Raw genomic sequence first — 25,467 nt, forward strand, 5'->3', positions numbered from 1 at the left:
TGGCAAGCGGGCTTCTGTGGCGAGCGGGCTTGCCCCGCTCGCCACAGAAAGTCCGATCGCCACAAGCACGTTCGCCAGCGCAAAACCACTCACCAAAACCAGCCTGTTCATCACGAAAATCGGGCTACAACCGGTTTCTGACGTCATTTCTTAGTCAGCCGTATCACGGAACTTCACCGCAATTCCCCTCTCTCAATGAACACTTCGCCATCATGGTGGCCCCTTGTAGTGACCGCGGCTCCATCCTGCGGCGCGCCCAGAGAGAGTTGTACCGATGGTTCTCGAAAACCCCTTTCCACCCGACACGCCCACGGCCGAGCCTTCTCGCCCAGCCGCAGCGGCGACCTTGCTGGCGCTGGTGCACGCCCAGGGTGAAGTCGAGCGGCTGAGTGAACGCGAACAACTGCTCAGTTCACTGCTGGTCAGCGTGAACGCCGTGCTGTGGGCCATTGATTGGGAAACGCGCCGCGTACTGTACGTGAGCCCGGCTTACGAACGGGTATTTGGCCGTTCGGCAGCATTGCTGCTGGCCGACCATCGGGAATGGCGCAACAGCATTCACCCCGAAGACCTCGACTACGCCGAGCACAGCCTGGCCCGCGTGCTGGAACAGGGTGCCGTGGAGGATCGTGAGTACCGCATCATCACCGCCGACGGGCAGATCCGCTGGCTGAGCGACAAGTGCTACATCAACCAGCAGGTGGAGCCCGGTGAGCCGGTGATCGTGGTCGGCATGGCCGAAGACATCACCGAAAAGAAACAGATGGAACTGGAGTTGCACCGCCTGGCCACCACCGACGTGCTGACCCAGAGCAGCAACCGTCGGCACTTTTTCGAGTGCGCCAACCAGGCCTTCGACAGCGCCTGCGCCCAAGGTGCGCCGCTGGCGTTCCTGTTGCTGGATATCGATGACTTCAAGGACGTCAACGACTCCTACGGCCACCTGGAGGGCGATCAGGTGTTGCGGCGTATCGCCGAGAGTGGGCGAAGCGTATTACGCCGTGGCGACCTGTTCGGGCGCATTGGCGGCGAAGAATTCGCCGCCGTGCTGCCCGGTTGCGCACCGGAAATGGCGCTGCAGGTGGCTGAACGGCTGGGCAAGGAAATCCAGGCGCTGAAATTCAGCTACGAAGGGCGGGATTTTACCGTGACCGTCAGCCAGGGCCTGGCCAGCTTACGCGAGGACGATTCAACCCTGGACAGCCTGTTCGCACGGGCTGATGCGGCGATGTATGAGGCCAAGCGCCTGGGCAAGAACCGCGTGGTTGCGGACTGAGGCAGATCACCAATAGCCCCAGCAACTGAGGTCAACTGTGGGAGCGGGCTTGCTCGCGAAGGCGGCGTAATAGCCAACACATCAGTGACTGACCTACCGCATTCGCGAGCAAGCCCGCTCCCACACAAGCCAGTTCCTACAGTGGGTGCTCTTTGTGTTCTAGGATTTGCGCACCCGCATCAACTCCGACAACCCGACTTTCAGCAACCGCGCAGTCTTGCCCTTGGCCAGTTCTTCCAGCCCCTCATGCTCGGTCAGTCGGGCCATCTGCGCCGCCAGGTTCACCACCAACGCATCCCGCGAATACACCCCGCCCTCAAGGGAATAGGTCGCCGCAATCAACTGGCGCAACTCAAGCGGCAAGCGCCAACGCGTTCGCAACGCCGACCCGTAGGCGGCGCCAAAGGTGAACAGGGACTCGCCAATCAATTCGTCATCCAGCGCGCCACCGCCCTGGCGCCAGTCTTCCAGGCAGCGCAAAAGCGCCAGGTCGCCCAGCCGGTGAAGGATACCGGCGCTGTAGCAACGCTCGTGATCCAGTTCCAGCATGCGCGCCAACCGGCGGGCGTAGTCGGCAGTGTCTTGGGACAACTGCCAATGGCGCTCGGCGTAGGCCACCAGCGCCGGATCGCCCAGCACTACGTTGTGCTTGAGCGCAAGGCCAAGAATCAGGTTCATGCTCTGCCCGGCCACCAGTTTGCGCAGCGCGGCCGGCAGGGTCTGCACCGGCGTGCCGTGATGCCCGGCGCTGTTGGCGGCAGCGATCAGCACGGCGGTGATTTGCGGGTCCATGCGCACCCGGTCTTCGAGACGTTTGAGATCCAGGCCCTCAGGGCCGAGGCTGAACTGCACGGCGGCCTTCACATCCACCCGCAGCGGCGCGCCGTCCGACGCTTCGCGGCGGCGCTCCAGAAACACCGGCAAGGTCATGCCTGGCGCCAGCGGCGGAATTTCGCAATAAACGGTTTCGCCTTCATTGAGCAGCAGGTCTTGCAGACGCTGGGTCAGGCCTTCCATGTTCAGAGGCTTGGTCAGGTACGCCGTAGGGGCCAGGGGCAAGGCTTCACGCACGCTGGCGCTGTCATTGCGGCTGCTCAGCAAAATGAATGGCAGCGCGGGCGAGCGATGCTGCTGGCGCACACTGCGCAGCAGGCTCAGGCCATCGACGCCCGGCAGCTCCCAATCCGCCAGGATCAGGTCGTAGGTTTTTTCTCGCAGCAGCGTCGCTGCTTGCTGGCCATCGGCACACACATCCAGCCGAGCGTCACAGCGCACGTTCAACAACACTTGCTTGAGCAGGTCCCGTGACCAAGGGTCCGCCTCGGCAATCAACACACGGGGTACAGCGGGTAAATCAACAGCAGTCATCCAGCACGCTCCATCGGCAATGCTGCAACCTTAGTCAATCGAGCCTCCTACGTACAATGAACAGGGCCTGAATGTGCGGCAATGGGCATAAAAAAACCCGCCGAAGCGGGTTTTTTCTGTCGATCAGGTCAGCCTCCGCTTACAGCTCGGAGAAGCACTCTTCGATGATCGCCAGGCCTTTGTCCAGTTGCTCGTCCGGCGAGGTCAGCGGAACCAGCACGCGCAACACGTTGCCGTAGGTACCGCAGCTCAGCAGGATCAGGCCCTTGTCACGCGCCTTGGCCACCACGGAGGCAACGGCTGCAGCGTTTGGCTTGTGCTTGTCGCCACCTTCGAACAGCTCGACCGCGATCATCGCGCCCAGGGCACGCACTTCACCGATCACCGGGTATTTGGCCTGGATAGCTTTCAGGCCGGTGACCAGACGCTCGCCGACAGCCTTGCAGCGGTCCAGCAGGTGCTCTTCTTCGAACACTTCCATCACGGCCAGGGCCGCAGCGCAAGCGATCGGGCTACCGGCGTAGGTGCCGCCCAGGCCGCCTGGCGCGATGGCGTCCATGTATTCGGCCTTGCCGCACACACCGGCCAGCGGGAAGCCGCCGGCAATGGATTTGGCGAAGGTGGTCAGGTCGGCGGCAACGCCCATCTGTTCCATGGCGAAGAAGGTGCCCGTACGGCCGGCACCGGTTTGCACTTCGTCGGCGATCAGCAGGATGCCGTGCTTGTCGCACAGCTCACGCAGGCGCTTCATGAAGGATTTAGGCGCGACGTAGAAACCGCCCTCGCCCTGCACCGGTTCGATGATGATGGCAGCGATATCACGCGGCTCAGCATCGTTCTTGAAGATGCGTTCGATGCTGGCGATGGAGTCGTCATCGCTCACACCGTGCAGTTCGTTCGGGAACAGCGCGCGGAACACGCCGCCTGGCATCAGGCCCATGCCGGCCGAGTAAGGCACGACTTTACCGGTCAGGCCCAGGGTCATCATGGTGCGGCCGTGGTAAGCACCGGTGAAGGCGATCACGCCAGCACGGCCAGTGGCGGCGCGAGCGATTTTCACGGCGTTTTCGACGGCTTCGGAACCGGTGGTGACCAGCAGGGTTTTCTTGGCGAAATCACCCGGGACCTTGGCGTTAACTTTTTCGCACAGCTCAACGTAAGGCTCGTAGGCCAGTACCTGGAAGCAGGTGTGAGTCAGCTTGTTCAGTTGCTCGGTCACGGCCGCGATGATTTTCGGGTGCACGTGGCCGGTGTTCAGCACGGCAATACCACCGGCGAAGTCGATGAACTCGCGACCTTCAACGTCGGTCACAGTCGCGTTCTTTGCCGACTCGGCGAAGATCGGGTGAATCTGGCCAACACCACGAGGTACAGCGGCTTCGCGGCGTTTCATCAGGGATGCGTTGGTCTTGCTCATAAAGTCCTCATTCGCCACTCATCGGGTGGCGTTGCTCAAGGAATACGTGGCGGGAGGAAACTGCGGCAGCATGCGATGATCGACTGCCACAGCTTTCCCGGCCACTGCGAATAACGTCTTGAAACACGCAAAGGGTCAGCGCTCTCGTGCCCTCTGCGTCTACTGCAAACGCTTGCCGAGCGGTTTAGATGCCCAGGCAGAGGTATTTGATTTCCAGGTAGTCCTCGATCCCGTACTTGGAGCCTTCGCGGCCCAGGCCCGAGGCCTTGATGCCGCCGAACGGCGCCACTTCGTTGGAGATCAACCCGGTGTTGACGCCGACCATGCCGTATTCCAGCGCCTCGGCCACACGGAACACACGGCCCAGGTCGCGGGCATAGAAGTAGGAAGCCAGGCCGAACTCGGTGTCGTTGGACATCGCGATCACTTCGGCTTCGTCTTTGAAGCGGAACAGTGGCGCCAACGGGCCGAAGGTTTCTTCCTTGGCGACAGCGGCGTCTTTCGGCACGTCCACCAGGATGGTCGGCTCGAAGAAGTTACCGTCGATGACCTTGCCGCCCGTCAGCAGCTTGGCGCCTTTTTTCAGGGCGTCGGCGATGTGTTCCTGCACCTTGGCCACGGCTTTCTCGTCGATCAGCGGGCCGGTGGTGGTGCCGTCTTCCAGACCGTTGCCGATCTTGAGCTTGGCCACAGCGACTTTGAGTTTTTCGGCGAACGCGTCGTACACCGAATCCTGGATGTACAGGCGGTTGGCGCAGACGCAGGTCTGGCCGTTGTTGCGGTATTTGGAGATGATCGCGCCTTCGACGGCCTTATCCAGGTCGGCGTCGTCGAACACGATGAATGGCGCGTTGCCGCCCAGTTCCAGGGAGACTTTCTTGATGTCCTTGGCGCATTCGGCCATCAACTGGCGACCGATTTCGGTCGAGCCGGTGAAGGACAACTTACGCACGATCGGGTTACTGGTCAGCTCACTGCCGATGTCACCGGCACTGCCGGACACCACGCTGAACACACCGTTGGGAATACCGGCACGCTGCGCCAGTTCCGCCAGGGCGAAGGCGGAAAACGGCGTTTGCGAGGCAGGCTTGAGCACCATGGTGCAACCGGCAGCCAGTGCAGGGCCGGCTTTACGAGTGATCATCGCGGCCGGGAAGTTCCACGGCGTAATGGCTGCGGTCACGCCAATCGGCTGCTTGATCACGATCAGGCGCTTGTCCGGCTGGTGGCCCGGAATCACGTCACCGTAGACGCGCTTGGCTTCTTCGGCGAACCACTCGATAAACGAGGCGGCGTAGACGATTTCACCCTTGGCTTCGGCTAGTGGCTTGCCTTGCTCCAGGGTCATCAGACGCGCCAGGTCTTCCTGGTTCTCGATGATCAGCTCGAACCAGCGACGCAGTTTGTTCGCGCGGTCCTTGGCGGTCAGTGCACGCCAGGCCGGCAGCGCCTTGTCGGCAGCTTCGATGGCGCGGCGAGTTTCTGCGGCGCCCATCTTCGGCACAGTGCCGAGAATTTCGCCCGTGGCAGGGTTGTTGACCTTGATGGTCTGACCGTTGTCCGCATCGACCCAAGCGCCATCGATAAAGGCTTGCTGGCGGAACAACTGGGCATCTTTAAGCTGCATGTCGGCTTTCCTTAACAGCACCGCGCGCGCGCGGAGCGAATTAGAGTTGTTGAAAGGCGCCTTGTGGGCTGCCGTCAGGGAAATCAGCCCCAGCGCGCGGGATACGTGAAATAGCGCACGGGAGACAGAGCGTTTGAAATCTCAAACGAATCCTAGGATCAATGGGGGGTCAGGGCAATAGTCTGTTCGAAAAAAAGAACGAAAACGGCGCATTTGCCGAATCTTTCTGATCAGCGTGATTCAACCGGGTTCAAACAAACCGATCACAGGTTCCCGGCGCAGGGCCTTTGCGAGGCAAATTCCTACCTGTAAGCAGCCAAAGACCGGCATGGACGCCCAAGGTCGACATGGGTATGATGTCGCCCGCACAAGCATCCGTAGCTCAGCTGGATAGAGTACTGCCCTCCGAAGGCAGGGGTCGTGGGTTCGAATCCCGCCGGGTGCACCAGATACACACAAAAAAGCCCCAGGTCGAAAGACCCGGGGCTTTTTTGTGGGCGCTGACTCAGGGCTTTTGCAGTGCCTCCAGGCGCGCCGGCAGGTCTTCCTGGGGAAAGCGCTTGAACAGCGCCAGCAGCTTCTCATCCGCCAACCTGGCCTGCCCCGCCTCGCGCAGGTTCATAATTTCCTGCAACCCGTCGTCCAAAGAAGGCAACACTGCCGCTGCGCGCTTGCTCAGCTTTGCCGCTGGCGCATCCGCCAAGGCGCCTGCGATTTCAGCGTGAGCCGGCGCGCTCTCCACCTTGGGCGCTGCGGCCATGCGAGCCATCGGCGCAGGCGCGGAATACGCTTGCGGCGCCGGGCGCGCAGCTTCTTGATGGAGCGCGGAGAACGTCGCGGTGGAGATTTCCGGCTGCGGCACGGGTGAACGCAAGACCACACCGGCCAACAGCGCCACACCCGCGACGGTGGCGAATGCCATCTGCCAGCGTGGGCGCATGCAAGCTTGCAGCCAGCGTTGCCAAAGGCTCGGCTGCGGCGCCGGGGCTTCGCGGCGGGCGGCGTTGAGGATGAGGGTGTCGAGGGCCGCAGGCGGCTCGCCGGTGCTGTGTTGACGAAAATGTTGCAGCAATACGTCGTCGGAACCCGGGGTGTGTCGGGAGTCGGTCATACAAGTATCTCCTCGGCCAGCAGGCGGCGCAGTTTCTGCTGGGCGTAACGCAGGCGGCTTTTCACGGTTTCCAGCGGGCTGCCGGTGAGGGCGGCAATTTGCGGCACGTCGAGTTCACCGTGCAGGCGCAGCAGGAATACTTCGCGCTGGTCTTCGGGCAGGTCTTGCAGCGCGGCGTCAAGGCGTGCCTGGTCGCGGCTCAGGGCGAGTTGCTGTTCGGGCCCGGCGCTGTCGTCGGCCTGTGCGTGCAGTTGTTCGTCGTAGCTGTCGTGCAGCGGGTTATGAATGCCGTGCTTGCGCCAGTGATCGATCAGGCGGTTGCGGGCAATCTGGAACAACCACGTGCGAAAACTCGCCCGCCCCTGTGGCTGGGTGGTGCTGCGGATGAGGCTGAGCCAGGTCTCCTGATAAACCTCTTCGGCCAGTTCGGCCTTGTTGCTCAGGGACACCAGAAACCGGTACAGGCCTTGGCGATGCCGTGCGTACAACACCTCGAACGCGGCGGCATCTCCAGCTCGGTAGCGGGCCAGCAGCGCTTCGTCACTGGGTGAATCATCTGGAACGGCCATATTAAGTGGCGTACTCCTTTTTGACAGTCGAAACCACTCTAAATGTGGGAGCGGGCTTGCTCGCGAATGCGCAGTGTCAGTTAACGCATTAACTGACTGACCCACCGCATTCGCGAGCAAGCCCGCTCCCACATTTGATCAGGGTTAATGCTTGAGACTCTGCGCCAATTCCACCAGTTGCACGAACTCATTGCGCAACCCGAACGGGTCATCGCCACGGGCCGAGCGTGCCAGTGCGGCGGTGTCCTGCAAGCTCATGCTGCCAGTGTAGCGGCCATCGTTCTTCAGTTGTTGGGCAAAGGCGGCCACCGCCGCCGAGAAGCGCAGGTCGTCGCTGGGCCGCGCGGATTGAGTGCTGATGGGCCGCTCGATCAGTTGGCTCGCGCCACCCGCAGCAGGTTTGTAACGCACACGCAGCATTGCCAGTTCACCGGACTTATTTTCAACCTTGGGTTCAGTAGCGTAGCGCAACGGCTCCAGCCAGCCCTTCTCGCCCGTCGGCACAATTTCGTACAGCGCAGTCACCGTGTGCCCTGCGCCAATCTCGCCGGCATCGACCTTGTCATTGTTGAAATCCTCACGCTTCAAGGCACGGTTTTCATAGCCGAGCAAACGATATTCGCTGACGCGCGCCGGGTTGAATTCCACCTGCAATTTCACGTCCCGCGCCACCACCGCCAGGGTCGAGCTGAGCTGGTCGACCAGCACCTTGCGGGCTTCGCGCACATTGTCGATGTAGGCATAGTTGCCGTCTCCGGCGTCAGCCAGCTGTTCCATCAGGTGTTCGTTGTAGTTATCCACACCAAAACCGAGGGTGGTCAGGGAAATACCGCTTTTACGCTGCTCGGCAGCCATCTGCTTGAGGCCGTCGAAGTCGCTGATGCCAACATTGAAGTCTCCGTCGGTGGCCAGCAGGATGCGGTTGATGCCCTTGTCGATAAAGCCTGAACGGGCCATCTGATAGGCCAGCTCGATGCCGGACGCACCCGCCGTTGAGCCGCCGGCCGTGAGCTGGTCGATGGCATTGCGGATTTTGGTTTTGTCGTGCCCGGAGGTGGGTTCGAGCACCACACGGGATTCACCGGCGTAAACCACCAGCGACACGCGGTCCTGGTCCCGCAGTTGGTCTACCAGCAATTTCAGGGTGCTTTTGACCAGCGGCAAGCCTTCGCGGCGGTCCATGGAGCCGGACACGTCCACCAAAAATACCAGGTTGGCCGGTGCGAGGTCGGCCACGGCACGGTCAGAGGCCTTGATGCCAACCCGCAGGAGTCGGGTGTGCGGGTTCCACGGCGTGGCGGCGACTTCAGTGGTCACGCCAAACGGTGAACTGTCGGTGGGCAAGGCGTAGCTGTAGGGAAAGTAATTGACCATTTCCTCCAGCCTCACAGCACCCTCGGGCGGCAGGCGGCCTTGATTGAGGAAGCGTCGTACGTTCGCGTAACTGCCGGTGTCGACGTCGACACTAAAGGTCGAGACAGGGGTTTCGTTAACGCGATGCACGGGGTTTTCCGGCAGGTTTTCATACTGCTCGCGAGGCTCGCTACGGTACGGCATTACGGCCGAATCCCGCATGACCAGCCGTGCTGCCATAGGTGCAGGAGAGGCCATGCGCTTGCTCAGTGCGCCCTGGACAGTTTCGCTTTGCAGCTCGGAGACCGGCGCTTCTTCGACCGGTTTGGGCACATCACGTGACGAAGACAAGCCACAACCTGCCAACGCAACCAGCAGAGTAATGGTGAAACCTTGGGCTGCAGGACGCAGGTACAGAAATGGACGGGACATCGGCTTAACCTCGCGTGTGAATGATGCACTCACAAGGTCAGACGCAAGGCTTCGCGCATTCGGGTTAAAGACCCAGGGTTGAGGAAAAATCCAGGCCGACCATCAAGGCAAATCCATGTGCCGCTGTGCCCCCCCGTCGGGGCGGGCATCAGCACCAAAACCAAACGTTGGGTGAACAGACAAACGCCCGCCTCAACAACGTGTAAACCATCCGTAGAAGACTTAACTGGATACATAACAACTTTTGGAAATTTACCCTCTCACTGGCAGTTTTGGGCTCAACGAAAGGGAGTTTATGAACGTGATCAAGTAAGGGAAGCGAAACTGCCGATCGAGAATAGTTACCTTGAGAATAAATTTCAGAACACCCGCCTTTCCATTCCAAGCACAGCCCGCCGAACAGGCTCAGCGCCCCACTCAACCACCCGGCTGGCGGCCACTCTTGCGGTCGTTTATTCAACCTCTCACGCCACACCGCTTTGTGCGCCCGGCTCAATACCCGCATTTGCAGCAACATCGCCGCGCAGAGGCCCCGGTTACGAACGCTCAATACGCAAACAGAGGCCCCCATGACGCCACCTTGCGCCCCAACGACCCGCATATAAGCAGGGCAAACCGACAATCCTTTGATAAGCAACGGGCCGTCGAGCAACTCACACGAGGCACAACGACGTGGCAGGACTCGAACCGAAACAACAAAACCGAAATTTCCTACACCTTCAACTATTACCGAGGGAGAGAGTTCAACGCCGAGCAGAAACAGGAGGCCCGACGCTCCATCGAGTCCTGGAGCGATGTAGCCAATCTGACCTTCACGGAAAACGGCCCTCAGACCGAGGGCCGGTTAACGTTTCGCATACACGACAACCTTCCTGGGGCTGCCGATGCCATGCCGCCTTACGAATACAACAGCGAGAGTGTCGGCGGTGATACCCGCTACAACCCACAGTATGTACAACGCCACCATATAACCCACGAAGTCGGTCACACCCTCGGCCTGAAACACCCCGGTGACTACAACGGCAGGCCTGATGACAACAAACGAATCTACGCCCAAGACTCCAAAGCCCATTCGATCATGAGCTATTTCGGCGCTGAGAACAGTGGCAAACGTATCGCTGAATGGTCAAAAGCCCCGATGATGGATGACATCAGTGCCATCCAGCACAAGTACGGCGCCAACTACCAGACCCGCCGCGAAGACAACACTTACGGCTTCAATTCCAACAGCCGGAGAGACTACTACTCGTTGAGAGATTATCGCGACGCCGCCACCTTTTGCGTCTGGGACGGCGCTGGCAACGACACGCTGGATTTCTCAGGCTACGGCAACAACCAAGTCATCAACCTCAATGCGGGCTCGTTCTCTGATGTGGGCCACGGGCTGGGCAACGTTTCTATCGCACGGGGTGTCACCATCGAAAATGCCGTTGGCGGCTCGGGCAACGATGTGCTTATCGGTAACGAAGTCAGTAACCGACTCATTGGCGGGGCGGGCGGCGATCAGCTGCAAGGGGGCGGTGGCCCCGATGTTTTTGTCTACAACCACGCCAGCGATTCCACACCGCAAAACCCGGATGAAATCATGGATTTCACCAGCGGCAGCGACAAAATTGACGTGTCGGGCGCCTTGAGAAATGCACACGTGGCCGCGCTGTCGTTTGTCAGCACCTGGAGCGGCAAAGCCGGCGAAGCGCGACTGACCTATGATGAAAACAGCGGTACCGGTTTTGTGTCCATCGACCTGACGGGAGCCGGCAAGGCTGACCTGCTGATCAAGACGCATGGCCGAGTCAAACCCCAGGACATCGTGCCCTTTCACAACACTAAACCCGCACCGAATCGAGCACCGCCCAGCATTGCACCGTCGATCACGCGACGCGTGGATACCGTTGCAGCCAGGCCGCAGTTCATCTTCAACAAGGCGAGCGACTCAAGCGCTTCAAATGCCAGGTTGTTGACGGATTTCACCACGGGCATAGACCAAATCGACCTGCGCGGGGTAGAGCGTGAAGCCAAAACACGCCTCTTCCCTGTGAATGAATTCACCGGGCACGCAGGGGAAACGATCGTGAGTTACAACCCGCGAACCTATCGCTACTTTATCGCCATAGACTTGACCGGCAACCGCCGCACAGACTTCCTGGTGAAAAGCACGCACGTGATCAAACCCAAAGATGTTCTGGTGAACTGAGGGCGCTTGGGTCTTTGCTGACTGGGCGGCAGAACGCAGGCGCGCAAGAAGACAGAACGCTGGCTTAACCTCGCGTGTGAATGATCCGCCCAGCACGTCAGACGCGAGCGCTCGGGTAATCGGGTTAAAGATAGGTGCTGCGGGAGGAAAATGGCGCGGGCCACATCAGGTAAATCGGCTCGACGCAGAGCATCCCGCCAGGGCGGACGCAACGTTTGAGATCAAACCGTGTGCAGGCTGATAAACAAAGGCGTCGGCCCTTTGAAAATGTCCTACATACGTCTTACTTGGATACGTATCTCCTTTTGGATATCCCCTCTCACGCTGGCAGTTTTGCACTTCGCAAAACGGAGTTTTGCCTGCTTGACCCAAAAGGGACTGATACAAACACCAACTGGAAGTTATGACATTGAGACTGGATTCAATAGCCCCCTTACAACCTGCATTCGAGGGCATAGCCCCGCAAATCAAAGTGCCAGCTGGCCCTGTGCCCGGCCAGTCTGCCCAACCTCATCCTGCTGCAGCTGCTCATACCTACAAACAGGAGAGTCATGACGCCACCCTGCGCGCGGACGACCCGCATATCGCCAAGATCAACAAGCAGCCTTTTGACAGGCAGCGGATCATCGGGCAACTCACGCAAAAGCAAAGAAAATGGCAGGACTCGAACCAGAATGGCAAAACCGAAATTGCCTACACCTTCAATAAAGGCAAGGACAGTTTCAACGAGGCCCAGAAGCAAAAAGCCCGGCTTTCAATGCAATCCTGGAGTGATGTGAGCAATCTCACCTTCACCGAGAATGGCGTCACCAGGGAGGGGCGAATGTCCTTCCGGATTTCCGACAAAGAGCCAACCGCCGCAGCCTACTATCCCGGCAACTACCCGCAAGCTGGCGATAGCCACTACAACCCGGCGTACGTGACGCCTGGCACGCTGACCCACGAAATCGGTCACGCCCTCGGTTTGAGCCACCCGGGTGATTACCGATTCAACGGCATCGATGACAAGCGCACGCCCGCTGACTACGCAAAACTGCGGATCTATGCTCAGGACTCCAAGGCTCATACCCTCATGAGCTACTTGCCTGAAGAGTACAGCGGTAAATCCACGCACGGGCCAAAGGCTCCGATGATGGATGACATCGACGCCATCCAGCACCAATACGGCGCCAATTATCAGACCCGCAATGGAAACACCACCTACGGATTCAATTCCAACAGCGGGCGGGACTACTACTCACTCAAAAGCTGGCGTGATGACGTCACTTTTTGCGTGTGGGACGGTGCCGGCAACGACACAATGGACTTCTCCGGCTACGGCAATAACCAGGTCATCAATCTCAGGGCGGGCTCGTTCTCCGATGTGGGTGGCTATAAAGGCAACGTCTCTATTGCCAGGGGTTGCACCATCGAAAATGCCATTGGCGGCTCAGGTGACGATGTACTGATCGGCAACGAAGCCGGTAACCGGCTGATTGGTGGCCCTGGCGGCGATCAGATGCGAGGCGGCGGGGGCCCCGACGTTTTTGTCTATTACCACGCTGCTGAGTCCACGCCTGAAAACCCGGATGAAATCATGGATTTCACCAGCGGCATCGACAAAATCGACGTGGCGGGCGCCTTGCGAAATGCCGGTTTGACCTCACTGTCTGTCGTCAACGCCTGGAGCGGCAAGGCCGGTGAAACACGCCTTTCCTATGACGAAAAAACCGGCACAGGCTCAGTGGAGATTGACCTGACCGGAGACGGTAAAGCCAACCTGTTGATCAAGACCCGTGGGCAAGTAAAGCCTGGCGACATCATCCCCGCGCCGGCAGCGGCGCAAAAAAAACCTGTCACCAACACCCCGGCGCCACGCTTCAATACAACCGGCATAAGACCGCACTTCATCTTCAACAAGGCCAGTGACTCAAGCGCTTCCAATGCCCGGTTACTGACGGACTTTACCAGCGGCACCGACAAGATCGATCTACGCGGGGTGCAACACGAAGCCAACACGCGCCTCACCCTCGTGCAGGCATTTACCGGGCGAGTTGGAGAAACAATGGTGAAGTTCGACCCCAAGAGTCACCGCTACTACATCGCTGTGGACCTGACTGGCAACCGCAAGGCGGACTTCGTGGTGAAAAGCACGCAGCTGATCAAACCCAGCGACGTGATTGCAGGCTGACTGCGCAAGAAGCAGTTGTTGACCGGGGCGATCAACAACTGTTTTTACGGCCAGTCAGTCAGTGCCGTACTTCGGATTGCGCGGGCCATACAGAATCCCGGTGCGCTGCCCCGCCGACAGCAGGCGCGCACTGGTGATACCGGCAATCGGGTGCGCCGCATCCGTGGAGCTGTTGATCACTTGCTTGACCGCCGCGGTGATCAGCATGCCCACCAGGCCGCCACCGTTGTTGTTGCCCTCCTCGCTGGAAGCACGCGCGGTACCTGTCCACAAGGTGGTGCCGGTGCGCAGGTCAACCAGTTTGGCCGAGGCGGTCACGGAGGTGTCGCTGGAGATGAGCATGTATTTGGTGCCGTACTCGCTGACCGTGATGTACAACGCCGCGTCTGCGCCAAAGATGTCATGCAGCTTGCCCGGCGCCACAGCCTGGATGTCGTTGGCGGTGGTCAGGCCGTTCTGGCGGAAGGTTTCATCCACCAGGGCAATCGGCAACACGTAGTAACCGGCTTCGGCCAACGGGTAAGTCACCTGTGAAACCAAGCTGTAGGACGCCTGAACTTCCGGCGACTCATTGACTGGCGGCAGCACCAGGATCGACTTCGGACGCGCTTGCTTGTACGCCGTGTAGTCGATGGTCTTGGGCGCCGCGCAACCGCCGAGCAAAGCCAGGGCCAGCAAGGCGCCGGTGAGTTTCAACAGGTTCATTTGGTGGCGACTCCGGTCTTGGCGTTTTTCAGCAGAAAGTCCATGTACGCAGCGGACTCAGGAAACAAGGCCTTCTCGGTGCGCAACTCCTGCACCATCTGGTCATCCTTGCCCATGCCCATGTACAGCAGGCCCAAATGGGCGTGGTAACCCGGCGGGGCTTTGCGGCCACTGGCGTTGATCTTTTGCAGATCACGCTCCAGTGCTTCCACCTGCGCTTCCTTCGGCTCGCCCTTGAAATACTCGTAAACCTGCGGCTGGTAGCTTTCCCACTGATACAGGGGTTGGGGCGCCGTGTGGCACCCGGCGACCGTTGCGATTGCTGTCAGCACCAGTGCCAACTTCACTGCCTTGTTCATCCGTGTACTGCTCCTTTGGGGGTGGCCGATCAGTTGCGCGGGTTCCAGGCGCCGGCATTGATGCCGTCTACCAGGCGGTTGATCGCTTCGCGCATGGCCAGGTCGAGCACTTTGCCATTGAGGGTGGAGTCGTAGCTGGCGGTGCCGCCGAAGCCGATGACTTCACGGTTGGACAGGGCGTATTCACCGGCGCCCTGGGTGGAATACACCACTTCGGAAGTACTGATGTTGACGATGTTCAACGCGACTTTGGCGTAAGCCACCTGGGTTTTGCCACGGCCAAGAATGCCGAACAGTTGGCGGTCGCCGGTCTCTTTGCGGCCGAACTCGGTGACGTCGCCAGTCACCACGTAGTCAGCACCCTTGAGCTTTTGCACGGTGCCTTTGATCGCGGCTTCCTGGGAGATTTCGCCCATGTTGTCGCGGTCCAGCACGCTGAAGCGGTTGGTCTGCTGCAGGTGGGTGATGAGGATGGTCTTGGCCTGGCCGCCCAGGCGGTCAACGCCGTCGGAGAAGATGCCGCGCATGTAGCTGGAGCGGTTGTCGAACTTGCCTACCGCAATCGGTACGCGTACGCCCGAGTAGGCAACGTGGGCGCTGGCGACTTGTTCCACCGGCATCGCGCGGTTGCTCTCGGTGGCGCAACCGGCCACGGTCAGCAACGCTGCGGCGGTGAGGCCCGACAGCAGGATTTTGGAGAGTGTTTTCACAGGGTGCTCCTAAGGTGAGAAATCAGCAGTTGCAGCAGGTCGGTCAGAGAGATGGAGGTTATTTACGCCACCACCGATGCCGCGGCTGTCAGACCTTGCTGAAAATGCGTGCGCAAAGGCCCACAGCATCAACATCGAACGTGTCGAGCCAACAGGCAAATGTCTTGGGAAGGATGACCGGCGCGGGGCAGTTCGCTGTGAAGCGGCAAGCCGGGGGAAAAGCAGAGAGGCGCATTTCTTGATTCATCCATGAAAAGAGGCATGTTGCTAGTGCCGCGGCATTTTACGGGGTTGCCCGTCGGACTCAAGCGGTTTCGGTCCCCACAGGAATATCGCCGCCCAACGGCGGTGGCGCCCCGGGCGCGAATTGTATAGCACGCTCGGATAAGCATTTTTTACTGACACACGCCGCCTCAAATGTGGGAGCGGGTTTACCCGCGAAGACGGCAAACCAGCCACTATTTCCAGCGGCTGACACACCGCTATCGCGGGCAAGCCCGCTTCCACAGGGTTCGGCGGTGCTGCGAATATTCTACTGATACACACGGCTCCAAATGTGGGAGCGGGCTTGCCCGCGAAGGTGGCAAACCAGCCACTATTTCCAGCAGCTGACACACAGCTATCGCGGCATAGGTATCTACACAACTTTCAGGGGCTGCCGAATTTTCCTGTGGTGAGCGGGCTTGTCCCGCGTTGGGCTGCGAAGCGGCCCTAAAACCGGACGCGCTGGAGTACCTGACCCACCGCATTCTTCTCTTTGGGGCTGCTACGCAGCCCAACGCGGGACAAGCCCGCTCACCACAACACCCCTATCTGCTCGGGTTTATGCGTAGAGTTAAAGTTGTGTAGATACCTATGGCTATCGCGTTCAAGCCCGCTCCCACAGGGTCAGGCGGTGGATACACATGAGCAATCATTTTCAGGCGCTGCCGCTAGGCCCGATTAATAGAAACCGTCGCTGGCAGCCGCCAACCAGGCAGCCACCCAGAGATCGAACGCTTCGTCATGCGCCTGAGCCTGCAACTGCACAATCGCGCGTCGCGCATCGGCAATCGACCAGCCCGTGGAGTTCAGCGTCAACCAGGCGCAATCCAGCCGCCCCGACGCCAGGAAGCCTTCAAATAGTGCTTGCTTGTTTTGTTGCCGATCAAACCAGCCCGGCAATTCGACACCCGGCGGAGCGGGCATTTCCTGCAAGGCGGTTTCAAAGGAACAACTGCGTTGCCACCAGCCCGGCGCGGGGTTCGAGGCGTCGGGAAAATCGCCGGTGTACGGCAGGGCGCTGCTCGGCATGCTTTCAAGCGGCGTACTGGTTTTGAACACCTCGGCAGCGGCAAACGCCGCCAGGTCATCGCCTGCTTCCAGCGACAGCGCCTCCAGCTCGGCCAGGCAATCCAGGCCCACCGCGCTGGCGAACTGCTCGAGCGCCGGGGTCACGCCGTCATCAAGGCTGATGGTGCGCATGGCGATCACAGCGAATAACTGCGCCGGGGTCCGGGCAATTTCCCGGGCCATACAGCCGCCATCGACAAACATCTCCACGAAACACGGCTCGCGCTCCACGAACCAGTGCTTCCAGTAACCGATGTAAGTGGGCCCGCTGCCATCGCTCCACACCGGGCTCAGCGCCGGCGGGTAGACGTACCAGTAAGCGGGCGCTTCCAGGGTGCAAATGGGCACTGGAATGCTGCCGTCGGCGCACGCGGCGAGCATGGCAGGCAGGCTCACGGGGCTGACCGCGCGAACAGTTCGCTCAGGCTTTGTGCAACCGGCTCGGCATATTGGCGCTCCATGCCGATTAACGGGACACGCACAATCGGCATTGCAGCGTCCTCAGTGTCGAAACCATACCCCTCGCCCCCGCCATCCGCGCCGAACAGGAAAATGCCCGGCGCATAGGTTTCAACTTGATAATCACGATTGAATGGCGCCAGTTCCTGCGCCTGCCAGAAGACGAAGTAGTCCTCGCCGATAAAACCTTCGCCGCCATTGTGATGCTTCAGGAAATCGAGATAGTCCTGCGGCAGCGCGACGCCCAAAGTGGCGGCGAGGCCGTCGACAAAGCCGGCATCGGCCGGGGCATTCAACCGGCCTTCGATAAAGTCATAGCGCTGCAATTTTGTTGATCTCCTCGGCCAGAAACCTCGGTGCGGGCGTGTCTGCGTAGCGCTGCGCCACGCTGAAAGGGTCCACGGTGGGCGCCTCCACGCCTTCAAACGCAAAGCCACCCACGACATACCGGGCAAACGCGGGTGACGCCGGGTCTTCGTCGACCAACCAATATCCGTGGTAACCCACCACCAGGCACTCGCCGATGTAGTACCCAATCCGCGTAATGAACCAGGCCCTGTTTTCTTCGCTGATGACCGCGTCGCGGAAACCGCTGTCCAGCCGGGCCAGAAATTTTTTGGGTGTATTCAACACCTCATGAGGCTCCTCGAAACCAAGGGCCTCACAAAACTCATGCAAGACCGGCAGGCGCTCGAACCTGAACCGCTCAAATTCGGCCAGCCTGCGCGCCAGCAAGGCTTGGGGTGTCTCGTCGAATGTTTCCATCTTGCGTCATCCTCTGACCGCTTCAACGGGACTCACGCGGGAGCCGGTGAAACACGCTTACTTGAGTTCTTTCACCAAGTACCCGCTGGAGATTTGCGTAATACCCGTAAGCGCACGGCGCAAGGCTTCAGGGTCGGTGCGATAGGTGTCCGGCGTATAGCCGTAGACGTTCTGACCATTGAACGGCGTAACCGTTTCGACCGTTTGCCAGAGCATCTCGCTGCCACGGTCCATGCGCGCCAGCACGGTGAGGGTCGGGTAGACCACGCTGCTGAAGCCCTGGGTCAGGCGAAAGCCCCACTCCGTCACGGTCATCTGGATTTGCGCATCGGCAGGCTCATCGTCGCCCACCACCTTGAGCGACGAGGTCTTGCTCAGCGCCTCGATAAAATGCTGTTTGAGCAACACGCCCACATCAATCTGCTCGGCGTTGACCAGCGCGACAATCGCCGTGGGCGTCGGCAACGCGGCCAATTCGCCGGCCTTCATGCCCGCCGCAAAACCCGCGCCCGACAGCGCCGCCGTGCCAACCTTCGAAGCCCCGGCCGCCATGCCGACGCCCGCGCCGAGCCCGGCACCGACCGCCGCGCCCCAGGCTTGCTCGCGGCCCATGTAGACCATCTGTTGCGACTCCCACTTCACGGGCAACACCTTGACGGTTTTGACCTGCGCGCGGTGCTCGGGGGTCAGAGGCTGGCTGACGCAGCCGCCGAGGATGAGGGTGGTGAAGAGTATGAAGAGAATGTTTTTCACATCAGTCCTTTAATGTTTGAGGAGTCAACCACGACAACGGCCGAGCACCGGGCCCGGCCGTGCCAAGTGTTTTCAGATCACTTGCTTTCTTTGGCCACGGTGCCCAGGGACGCATCCTTGACCAGATAACGGCCTTCGACATCGCTCAGCACTTTAAGGCTGTTGCGCGCCACAGCGAAGCCCATTTCGACTTCCTGCTTGAGGTAAACCACCTCACCGGCCTTGACGTTGATCGGCATGTCGGCCCAGTTTTCAGCCTTGGAGCTGATCACGTGCTGGCCCGGCGTCACGAAGAAATAGATGTACTGGTTACCGCGGTTGTAACCCATCTCCGAGTCGGCTTCCTTGTCATCGAGGAACACGTTGAAGCGCACCATCATCCCGACGTTGCTCGGGCGCACAACGTACACCAAACCTTTGTCGGCGACGGCAGCCTTGGGCAACGAATAGTTGGCCACGTCGGCCTGCATCTTCTCCACCGACGGAGTCGAGGAGCAGCCGAACAGGGTGGCCAGGGACAATACGACAGCAGCTTTGCAGAACAGCTTGATCATGTACTTCTTCCTTGTAGGTAACGGCAAAACGGAGTTGGGAGCGCCGGCCACTGCCAGGCGCGGGAGCGTTGATGCGTTGAGTCATCGCTAATGTGTCGGCAAAGGTGGCGATGACATGAGGCGATATTATTGTGCCACTACTTTAACGCCTTGCGTGGGTTTGGGTGGGGGGCTTATAGTCCCGCCCGTCGCCCAAACAGGGCGATCGGGTTTGGCGACCCGATAACGAGTGCAAAAACGTTCTGCGTTTTTTTGCAGGCTTTTTTGCACCTGCAGAGTCGCTGTTATGGCGGCTGTGCGCGGGAGACCTTCGGGTCTGCCGGTTACTCGTTTCCGGTTCGCCAACCTGCGTACAGCTGCCACCTATTCGTTTGGCGACGATCAGGTGATGGCTCAAACCATCAAAACGAGGTTTCAAATGAACCAATACATGCCCCTCACGGGCCACGACTGCACCGTCTCCGCTTTGCTCATCGACACCCAGGCGCCCCTTGACGTCCTCCACGACGCCGCCGTGTTCCGCATTCGCGCCGTCACCCAACTGCTGGAAAACCTCGCCTTTCGCGAACAGCTCAGCAGCGATGCCGTAGTGCTTCAAGACTTCGCCCATTTGCTGGCCATTCCGCTGCGCGATGGGTGTGATTTGCTGGACGTCATCAGTCGCAGGCTCAACGCCGATCCAATCTGAGTAACTAAAGGGTCAGACCACCAGGCTTTCAAAATTGGGGGCTGACCCTTACTCCGCTGCTGAGTCCGACTTATCAGTAAGCAAACTTCGTGCTCGCCTTTCCATCACAATCAACAACCACGATCAGTTTTTTCCAATCCCCACCCGTATGCTGCCTCATGAGTTCATGCAGCGCATGAACCCAGTCAGAAGCCTCGTCATCAGGGTCATCCAAGAGTTCGCTAACAAATAAACCCTCTCTGACGAATGAATATTTAGAGCCTACCGACCATCCGCCGACGTAAGCCTCATAGTCAAATTCGCAGTTCAACGCTTCATACGGGCCACGCGCCGAACGATGCATAATTTGCGTGAGACTGTTCAAAATTTGTACTTGCTGCTCGATACTCATCGCGTTTGCCTCATTTCAAGAAAAATAGGAGTCAAACCACCATTTTGCCCAAGTATTCGCCCAAAAAAGGGGACAGACTTATTTAAATTAAGCAAAACACTTCAATTGAATAAATCTGCCCCCTTTTCCGCCCTTTTCCTAGCCCCCCTTTCCTAACAAGTGACACATGAAAGAAGAAAATGTGTCATATGACGCTTCGCGGCTCATATCTGAGGAGTCTATTTTAACTACTATCCAATCGTTGATTATATCGAATCCAATACACGACCCCTGCATATCGTCTCCAAAGATCAAAATCCCCTTAAGAGAATCTGCTGTATCCGCATCGAATACATCCTCAGCGCCTAAGATACCGTTGTAAAGCATAAAGCCTGCCGCTTCTAATTCCCCGCATCCTACATGCTTCAAAAACCAAATATAATCTTCGGGCAGTTTTTCCTGGCCTTTCCTTAAGGCTTGCAGAGTAAGATCATCTACAACAGCCAAGCCACTTAACACCCCTTCCGTTTTTTTGTTTCCAATGAATACTTGGAAGTCTTGCATTATTCCTCCTATTTCTTATTCGAGGAGATCTCTCTTGCTACAACTTTGGAGCGATGCTGTCAAAAAAGGGGACAGATTTATTTAAATTAAACAAAATACTTCAATTAAATAAATCTGCCCCCTTTTCCTCAGACTTCAGAAATTTGAGAAACCCGGGAAAAATGAGAATCCCCAGCAGCTATGTTGCAGGTAACGCGCCGACATCAAAACAATTATCATCACTTACCTCACCATCTGCCTTCAGCACCTCAAACCCACACACACCTCTATTCAAACGGATATTAATTTCGTGAACTCCATTTGAGGGAGGGCTTATAAATTCGACTTGAAGAGTATAATCTCCATCAGGGATTTCTAAGGGGATAACATCCGAGACACTACCAATTTCAATATTTTTTTCTTTCACGGCAAATGGAACTTTAAAAGCTCTCACCACATCTGCGCTCAACTCTGAAACTTCTTCGTTGACAAACAAATTCATTTTATGATCACCTTCATCAACTAAAGCTCTAAAGGAGACACTTCCTATCCGCCAAGAAAAACCTTGCCTGAAACTCTGATCACTCCAGTCGTTATACGGTTCATCAAGAGAGCTCAAAAATACGCACAATTGTGAATACGACAAATAGATACTTTCTTCAAATTTAGCCATCAGTCCACCACCTTAATTCTGACTTTTTCTCCGTCTGACAGACCTCGGCAAGCATTCCCTATACATGCCCCAGCCCCATATTATCTTTCACAAAAAAGTGAACAGCTTTATTTAAATCAAACAAAACACTTCAATTAAATAAATCCATCCTATTTTTCGGTCTAAATTAAATAAATCTGCCCCCTTTTCTACCTTTTTTTCCTGCGCCTTCATCAACACCACTTCTCTCTCAATCAAATACTAATAAAGTCAAATACCTCAACAAATATGCTTTTAACCTCTGGCAACGCATCAAGATTGGCAAGCGCTTCATCTGGGGATACCGGCATATCATAAGGTTCAAATCCTCGACGGACCGCAATGCCGTATAGTGCATATTCATAGGCGTCAGAATGCTCCCAGTGCGGCACATACCCAATCACCTTATATATTTTGAAGATCTCATCATTGAAGTTCATCAAATCAAACAAGAAATCCGGCGCCTCACTCAATGAAACAGCCTGAGCACACCACGCATTGAACTCTTGCTTTTCTATAGCTCCGCAAAAAAGACAAGTTAATACAAAAGCGAATAACTCATCACTATAATAACCAACCACTTTAAAATTCATCATCACATCCCACCCCCCATCGCTTCGCCACCTATGTGACCCGTTTTTTATGTACCAACTCGGGGACCAATTGCATTCGCCCGCTGTCCTGATGTAGGAAAATAGGGGTCAGACCACCAATTCCCTCTAGTCTTTTAACTCACATTTTTTGGACGACCTACTTTACCGAAATAGACCTTTGTTCCAGCCGGAATTACATTTTTAGAAAACCGTGGTCTGACCCCTATTTTTCCTATTCGGGAGACCGCTCAAAAAGCATATCTAAAAACGCTGAAAAAGAAGAAGCAACAAAAGATAGTTCGGCATCGCTACCGGGGGATGCTTCATGATGCCACATCACGACACCTGGATCTTCAGACTGACGGTTCTCACGATAATCAAAACAAAGCGCATCGCCATTACCCAACACAGAAAAAATAATTAAACCTTGAACAAAATCCTCGGGTGGATGTTGATATTTCATCTCCATTGTTTCAAATGAGCCCTCGATTTCACCGAAAGGCAAAAACATACCGACGCTGCTCGTGACATCTTCTCCGAGGAGACGATTATAAAACTTAAAAACGGGCTTGTTCAAAATAAACGCACCATTAAACCCTATTGAAACCTCTTTGTATTTTTCAGGAAAAACTACGCCTGCCAATTTTTCAAAAGCTGCTATTTCAGCAGCATCACCTTGACCATAATACGAATCAAAACTTACGCCTGCGATCATTTTATTGCCCCTTGCTCATCGATTCCCACCCGACGTGGCGCGCACCATTATGGAGAACCTCGGGAACCAGTTGCATCCTACCGGTATCCTGATGGAGGAAAATAGGGGTCAGACCACTATTAATATAAAGCGTGGTCTGACCCCTATTTTTCACTGCTTTTCGAATTGCTTTTAGCTGTACGTCCGTGAATGCGGAACTTGGAACGGCTCCACTATCTATCTGCGTTCGTAGTTCACGGGTCGCCATCCTTAACTAAAAAAGGGGACAGATTTATTTAAATTAAACAAAACACTTCAATTGAATAAATCTGTCCCCTTTTCTTGGAACTAAAAAAAAACGCAAAACCGTGGTCTGCCCCCCATTTTGCACTCACGGATAGACAAAGCTCGTCTTCACCTGACCACCGACGTTGTAACTCATCACAAATGAACGCCAGTTCTCACCGCGCGATGCAACACTAGCTTTCAATTCCTTGACGAGACGATACAATATTGCCCCATTAAAATCCGTTTCTGGATGATCATTTACGGCCCCATTTTTCTCTATAGAAATTTCCTCCACCATATAGCCTTCACACACCTCAGTTTCGTATCTGAAGGCATCATAATCCTCAACAATTCTCGACTGAATCAGCGCAAACATATTTTTTACAATTTCTATATCTTCATTAATCATTCTTTATGCTCCGGAATCTTGCGAGCTTCATTTTCAAAGCGAACAGTTTGACGCTTACCATCAATTGAGGAAAATAGGGGTCAGGCCACCATTCTTTCTAGTCTTTTAACTCACATTTTTTGGGCGTCCTGACACACCCTGTGAAACTCTTTTGCCTAATGCCTGCGTGATCGCGGATGCAAACTTTTGATCGCCCAAAACGTAATTGCCGTTTGTAGAAAATCGAATTTGTTCTATCAACTCAGGTGAAAGCCGATCCTTGAATATAGACCGGTACGCTTCGACTCTTTGTGCGGCGCCGCTACCCAACTCCTTGTAAACTGCATGCGGGCTTATAAAACCTGGTGACTCGCCCTGTGCGTTTATCCTATAGCTGGTCCAGTGAAAATAGGGGTCAGACCATCACTAATATAAACCGTGGTCTGACCCCTATTTCCACGTTATCTCCGGCATATCAAAAATCGATCTTCACTGAGATACCCAACGCCCCCCGCGCGCCAGAATTCGAAATATGAGCGAAAATCGAATCCCAGCGTTATCAAAGGTTGCCCCATATACCACGCCAAATAATAGTCAGCAGCAACGCCATAAAGCGCCTCAAACAATGCATATTCTTGCTCTGTCTTGAGCAACCTTGAATCCCTTACCCGATCCCCCACCAGCTCAAGTATCCAACTACTTGGAGTATCCAATTTGTCAAAAGACTTAAAATCATCCTTGTCGCCGTAAACCAGTTTTGCATGACTGCATATTTCGTACATTTCACTGTCGCCAAGCGATTTACAAAAATCTGCCTGATCTTGCAACCAGGCCTTCCCTTTGCGCATCAACTCAAAGTCGGTCGAATCAGTGGTTGGGAACAGGTACAACCTGTCTTTTAGTGTCCCCACCTGAATCACTTCGCTTATGCGCAGCGCTAGACTCTCGGCATGAGGAAAATAATGCGTCGTTTTAGTAATCTCAGGCAAGGAAGCATGAATTTTGAACAAAGCCAAAAAATGCGACTTATCAACATAAGTCTGCCCTTCACAGAAAGCACACCAATTATCTAAAAGGGATGACATTATTTCCCTCCTCTTGGCAAATCTTGCAAAAGAGAAAAATCAAAAAAAGGACAGATTTATTTAAATTAAAAACACTTTAACTAAATAAATTTGTCCCCTTCTCATTGCAAAGTGACGTTAACCGAGCGTCCATATCAAACCTATTTTATTGAATTGAATGAATGATCCGGCAAGCCTGAAAATAGTGGAAAAAAGGGGTCAGACCATCAATATACGCTTTTGCATTAATCGAGGTCTGCTCCCCCTATTTCTCCCTGTCCAACTCACGTTACTCCTATAAAAACTTCGTACAAGGTGTCCGGAGGTGCCTGGACCCGCTTAAAGTCTGATAAAACAACATCAGCAACATCGGAAATATCAACCTGCTTAATTGTTTCTATTTGACTACTGTCTGAAATTGAAAATACAATTTTTTTAGAATTGCAAATCGAAATAATTTCAAAAATTGCCGCCAATAGAATTTCAACTCTTTCTATCGGATCACTAGGGAACCCAATATCCGAATACAGCGGATCATACTGATTATAATCCGTCAAATACGTGGCATTGGGATACCCAGGTCTATCTCCAATTAAAAAAACAAAGGTTTTTTCACTTGGCAATAAGTAAGGTGGATAATTAAACAACTCAGAACTGCTAATTTTAAATATCCCAAGATCGCTTTCTGAAATATATTTATCTAAAGCCGTCCAAGCGTCCGGGCTGGGCGGCGGAAAAACATACCCACATACATCATTCGACATGCTGATACCTATTTATCTAAAATCCAAGGCCCGATCACTTTTCCGTCAGCACTTACTTCTCAATAATACAGCAAAAAAGGGGACAGATTTATTAAAATCACAAAACACCTCGATCAAATAAATCTGTCCCCTTTTCCCTTTTTTCTGCTGCTGTGATTTTCCTACCGCCGCTAAATTAAAAAACCGGGACAGACTTATTTAAATTAAACAAAACACTTCCATTAAATAAA

At 55.9% G+C, this 25,467-nt stretch carries 27 protein-coding genes and 1 tRNA gene; 5 read left to right on the forward strand and 23 right to left on the reverse strand.

Going from position 1 to position 25,467, the window contains the following annotated elements; genetic code table 11:
* Nucleotides 1-274 precede the first annotated feature (274 nt).
* Nucleotides 275-1,276 (forward strand): diguanylate cyclase, encoded by a 1,002-nt coding sequence (locus AB4P94_RS05435; protein ID WP_395609717.1) that lies wholly within the window; start codon nt 275-277, stop codon nt 1,274-1,276.
* Between the two features lie 159 nt (nt 1,277-1,435).
* Here AB4P94_RS05435 and AB4P94_RS05440 read toward each other — a convergent pair whose 3' ends face one another.
* From AB4P94_RS05440 to gabD, 3 genes are all read right to left on the reverse strand, one after another.
* The gene (locus tag AB4P94_RS05440) at nt 1,436-2,644 is read right to left on the reverse strand and encodes an HDOD domain-containing protein (RefSeq protein WP_395609718.1); all 1,209 of its coding nucleotides are present in this window, start codon (nt 2,642-2,644) and stop codon (nt 1,436-1,438) included.
* Between the two features lie 139 nt (nt 2,645-2,783).
* Nucleotides 2,784-4,061 (reverse strand): 4-aminobutyrate--2-oxoglutarate transaminase, encoded by a 1,278-nt coding sequence (gene gabT / locus AB4P94_RS05445; protein WP_110622919.1) that lies wholly within the window; start codon nt 4,059-4,061, stop codon nt 2,784-2,786.
* Between the two features lie 184 nt (nt 4,062-4,245).
* Nucleotides 4,246-5,688, reverse strand: a complete 1,443-nt coding sequence (gabD, locus tag AB4P94_RS05450) for an NADP-dependent succinate-semialdehyde dehydrogenase (protein WP_395609719.1) — start codon at nt 5,686-5,688, stop codon at nt 4,246-4,248.
* 371 nt (nt 5,689-6,059) lie between these two features.
* On the opposite strand from gabD, the gene AB4P94_RS05455 reads away from it, so the two are divergent.
* Nucleotides 6,060-6,136 (forward strand) — tRNA-Arg (locus AB4P94_RS05455).
* Nucleotides 6,137-6,193: 57 nt separating this feature from the next.
* On the opposite strand, the gene AB4P94_RS05460 is transcribed toward AB4P94_RS05455, so the two are convergent.
* The 3 genes from AB4P94_RS05460 to AB4P94_RS05470 all read right to left on the reverse strand — a co-directional run bounded on the left by AB4P94_RS05460 (nt 6,194) and on the right by AB4P94_RS05470 (nt 9,153).
* Nucleotides 6,194-6,799, reverse strand: a complete 606-nt coding sequence (locus AB4P94_RS05460; RefSeq protein ID WP_395609720.1) for a hypothetical protein — start codon at nt 6,797-6,799, stop codon at nt 6,194-6,196.
* Nucleotides 6,796-7,368, reverse strand: coding sequence for an RNA polymerase sigma factor (locus AB4P94_RS05465; RefSeq protein WP_395609721.1), 573 nt, complete (start codon nt 7,366-7,368; stop codon nt 6,796-6,798). The genes AB4P94_RS05460 and AB4P94_RS05465 overlap by 4 nt, the downstream gene beginning before the upstream one ends.
* Before the next feature lie 144 nt (nt 7,369-7,512).
* Nucleotides 7,513-9,153: a von Willebrand factor type A domain-containing protein gene (locus AB4P94_RS05470; protein WP_395609722.1), complete on the reverse strand. Its 1,641-nt coding sequence runs from the start codon at nt 9,151-9,153 to the stop codon at nt 7,513-7,515.
* 580 nt (nt 9,154-9,733) lie between these two features.
* Here AB4P94_RS05470 and AB4P94_RS05475 point away from each other — a divergent pair.
* Together AB4P94_RS05475 and AB4P94_RS05480 are read left to right on the forward strand one after the other, a co-directional pair.
* The gene (locus AB4P94_RS05475; protein WP_395609723.1) at nt 9,734-11,347 is read left to right on the forward strand and encodes a M10 family metallopeptidase C-terminal domain-containing protein; all 1,614 of its coding nucleotides are present in this window, start codon (nt 9,734-9,736) and stop codon (nt 11,345-11,347) included.
* Nucleotides 11,348-11,750: 403 nt separating this feature from the next.
* Nucleotides 11,751-13,517, forward strand: a complete 1,767-nt coding sequence (locus tag AB4P94_RS05480; protein WP_395609724.1) for a M10 family metallopeptidase C-terminal domain-containing protein — start codon at nt 11,751-11,753, stop codon at nt 13,515-13,517.
* Between the two features lie 54 nt (nt 13,518-13,571).
* On the opposite strand, the gene AB4P94_RS05485 is transcribed toward AB4P94_RS05480, so the two are convergent.
* The 8 genes from AB4P94_RS05485 to AB4P94_RS05520 all read right to left on the reverse strand — a co-directional run bounded on the left by AB4P94_RS05485 (nt 13,572) and on the right by AB4P94_RS05520 (nt 19,070).
* The gene (locus AB4P94_RS05485; RefSeq protein WP_395609725.1) at nt 13,572-14,222 is read right to left on the reverse strand and encodes a DUF799 domain-containing protein; all 651 of its coding nucleotides are present in this window, start codon (nt 14,220-14,222) and stop codon (nt 13,572-13,574) included.
* Nucleotides 14,219-14,581 carry a DUF4810 domain-containing protein gene (locus AB4P94_RS05490; protein WP_395609726.1) on the reverse strand — a complete coding sequence of 121 codons (363 nt, stop codon included), beginning with the start codon at nt 14,579-14,581 and terminating at the stop codon, nt 14,219-14,221. The genes AB4P94_RS05485 and AB4P94_RS05490 overlap by 4 nt, the downstream gene beginning before the upstream one ends.
* 29 nt (nt 14,582-14,610) lie before the next feature.
* The gene (locus AB4P94_RS05495) at nt 14,611-15,291 is read right to left on the reverse strand and encodes a CsgG/HfaB family protein (RefSeq protein WP_395609727.1); all 681 of its coding nucleotides are present in this window, start codon (nt 15,289-15,291) and stop codon (nt 14,611-14,613) included.
* Nucleotides 15,292-16,233: 942 nt separating this feature from the next.
* Nucleotides 16,234-17,019 (reverse strand): hypothetical protein, encoded by a 786-nt coding sequence (locus tag AB4P94_RS05500; RefSeq protein WP_395609728.1) that lies wholly within the window; start codon nt 17,017-17,019, stop codon nt 16,234-16,236.
* A complete protein-coding gene (locus AB4P94_RS05505; protein ID WP_395609729.1) occupies nt 17,016-17,408 on the reverse strand; it encodes an SMI1/KNR4 family protein in 393 nt (130 codons plus the stop codon). Before AB4P94_RS05505 ends, AB4P94_RS05500 begins: the two co-directional genes overlap by 4 nt.
* Complete coding sequence (locus tag AB4P94_RS05510) at nt 17,395-17,847, reverse strand: hypothetical protein (protein WP_395609730.1); 453 nt, start codon at nt 17,845-17,847, stop codon at nt 17,395-17,397. Before AB4P94_RS05510 ends, AB4P94_RS05505 begins: the two co-directional genes overlap by 14 nt.
* A 57-nt stretch (nt 17,848-17,904) precedes the next feature.
* Complete coding sequence (locus tag AB4P94_RS05515) at nt 17,905-18,600, reverse strand: hypothetical protein (protein WP_395609731.1); 696 nt, start codon at nt 18,598-18,600, stop codon at nt 17,905-17,907.
* 77 nt (nt 18,601-18,677) lie between these two features.
* On the reverse strand, nt 18,678-19,070 hold the full coding sequence (locus AB4P94_RS05520; RefSeq protein WP_169876735.1) for a DUF2846 domain-containing protein: 393 nt from the start codon (nt 19,068-19,070) through the stop codon (nt 18,678-18,680).
* A 514-nt stretch (nt 19,071-19,584) separates the two neighbouring features.
* Between AB4P94_RS05520 and AB4P94_RS05525 the strand changes: the two genes are divergently transcribed.
* Nucleotides 19,585-19,842 carry a hypothetical protein gene (locus tag AB4P94_RS05525; RefSeq protein WP_395611301.1) on the forward strand — a complete coding sequence of 86 codons (258 nt, stop codon included), beginning with the start codon at nt 19,585-19,587 and terminating at the stop codon, nt 19,840-19,842.
* A gap of 73 nt (nt 19,843-19,915) precedes the next feature.
* Here the strand turns inward: AB4P94_RS05525 and AB4P94_RS05530 are convergent, their stop codons facing one another.
* From AB4P94_RS05530 to AB4P94_RS05570, 9 genes are all read right to left on the reverse strand, one after another.
* Nucleotides 19,916-20,233 carry a hypothetical protein gene (locus AB4P94_RS05530; RefSeq protein ID WP_395609732.1) on the reverse strand — a complete coding sequence of 106 codons (318 nt, stop codon included), beginning with the start codon at nt 20,231-20,233 and terminating at the stop codon, nt 19,916-19,918.
* A gap of 138 nt (nt 20,234-20,371) precedes the next feature.
* Entirely contained in the window at nt 20,372-20,776 is a 405-nt protein-coding gene (locus tag AB4P94_RS05535; RefSeq protein ID WP_395609733.1) for an SMI1/KNR4 family protein, read from the reverse strand.
* A 178-nt stretch (nt 20,777-20,954) separates the two neighbouring features.
* Nucleotides 20,955-21,428, reverse strand: coding sequence for a competence protein ComJ (gene comJ, locus AB4P94_RS05540; RefSeq protein ID WP_395609734.1), 474 nt, complete (start codon nt 21,426-21,428; stop codon nt 20,955-20,957).
* Nucleotides 21,429-21,661: 233 nt separating this feature from the next.
* Nucleotides 21,662-22,042 (reverse strand): hypothetical protein, encoded by a 381-nt coding sequence (locus AB4P94_RS05545; RefSeq protein ID WP_395609735.1) that lies wholly within the window; start codon nt 22,040-22,042, stop codon nt 21,662-21,664.
* A gap of 229 nt (nt 22,043-22,271) precedes the next feature.
* On the reverse strand, nt 22,272-22,754 hold the full coding sequence (locus AB4P94_RS05550) for an SMI1/KNR4 family protein (RefSeq protein ID WP_395609736.1): 483 nt from the start codon (nt 22,752-22,754) through the stop codon (nt 22,272-22,274).
* Nucleotide 22,755: 1 nt separating this feature from the next.
* Entirely contained in the window at nt 22,756-23,001 is a 246-nt protein-coding gene (locus AB4P94_RS05555) for an HNH endonuclease (RefSeq protein WP_395609737.1), read from the reverse strand.
* A gap of 123 nt (nt 23,002-23,124) precedes the next feature.
* Nucleotides 23,125-23,430 carry a hypothetical protein gene (locus AB4P94_RS05560; RefSeq protein ID WP_395609738.1) on the reverse strand — a complete coding sequence of 102 codons (306 nt, stop codon included), beginning with the start codon at nt 23,428-23,430 and terminating at the stop codon, nt 23,125-23,127.
* A gap of 440 nt (nt 23,431-23,870) precedes the next feature.
* Entirely contained in the window at nt 23,871-24,494 is a 624-nt protein-coding gene (locus AB4P94_RS05565) for a hypothetical protein (RefSeq protein ID WP_395609739.1), read from the reverse strand.
* A gap of 263 nt (nt 24,495-24,757) precedes the next feature.
* Nucleotides 24,758-25,237 carry a hypothetical protein gene (locus AB4P94_RS05570; RefSeq protein ID WP_395609740.1) on the reverse strand — a complete coding sequence of 160 codons (480 nt, stop codon included), beginning with the start codon at nt 25,235-25,237 and terminating at the stop codon, nt 24,758-24,760.
* Nucleotides 25,238-25,467 lie beyond the last annotated feature (230 nt).

It is taken from the genome of Pseudomonas sp. B22129, from assembly GCF_044218875.1.
In the GTDB taxonomy this organism is placed as follows: domain Bacteria; phylum Pseudomonadota; class Gammaproteobacteria; order Pseudomonadales; family Pseudomonadaceae; genus Aquipseudomonas.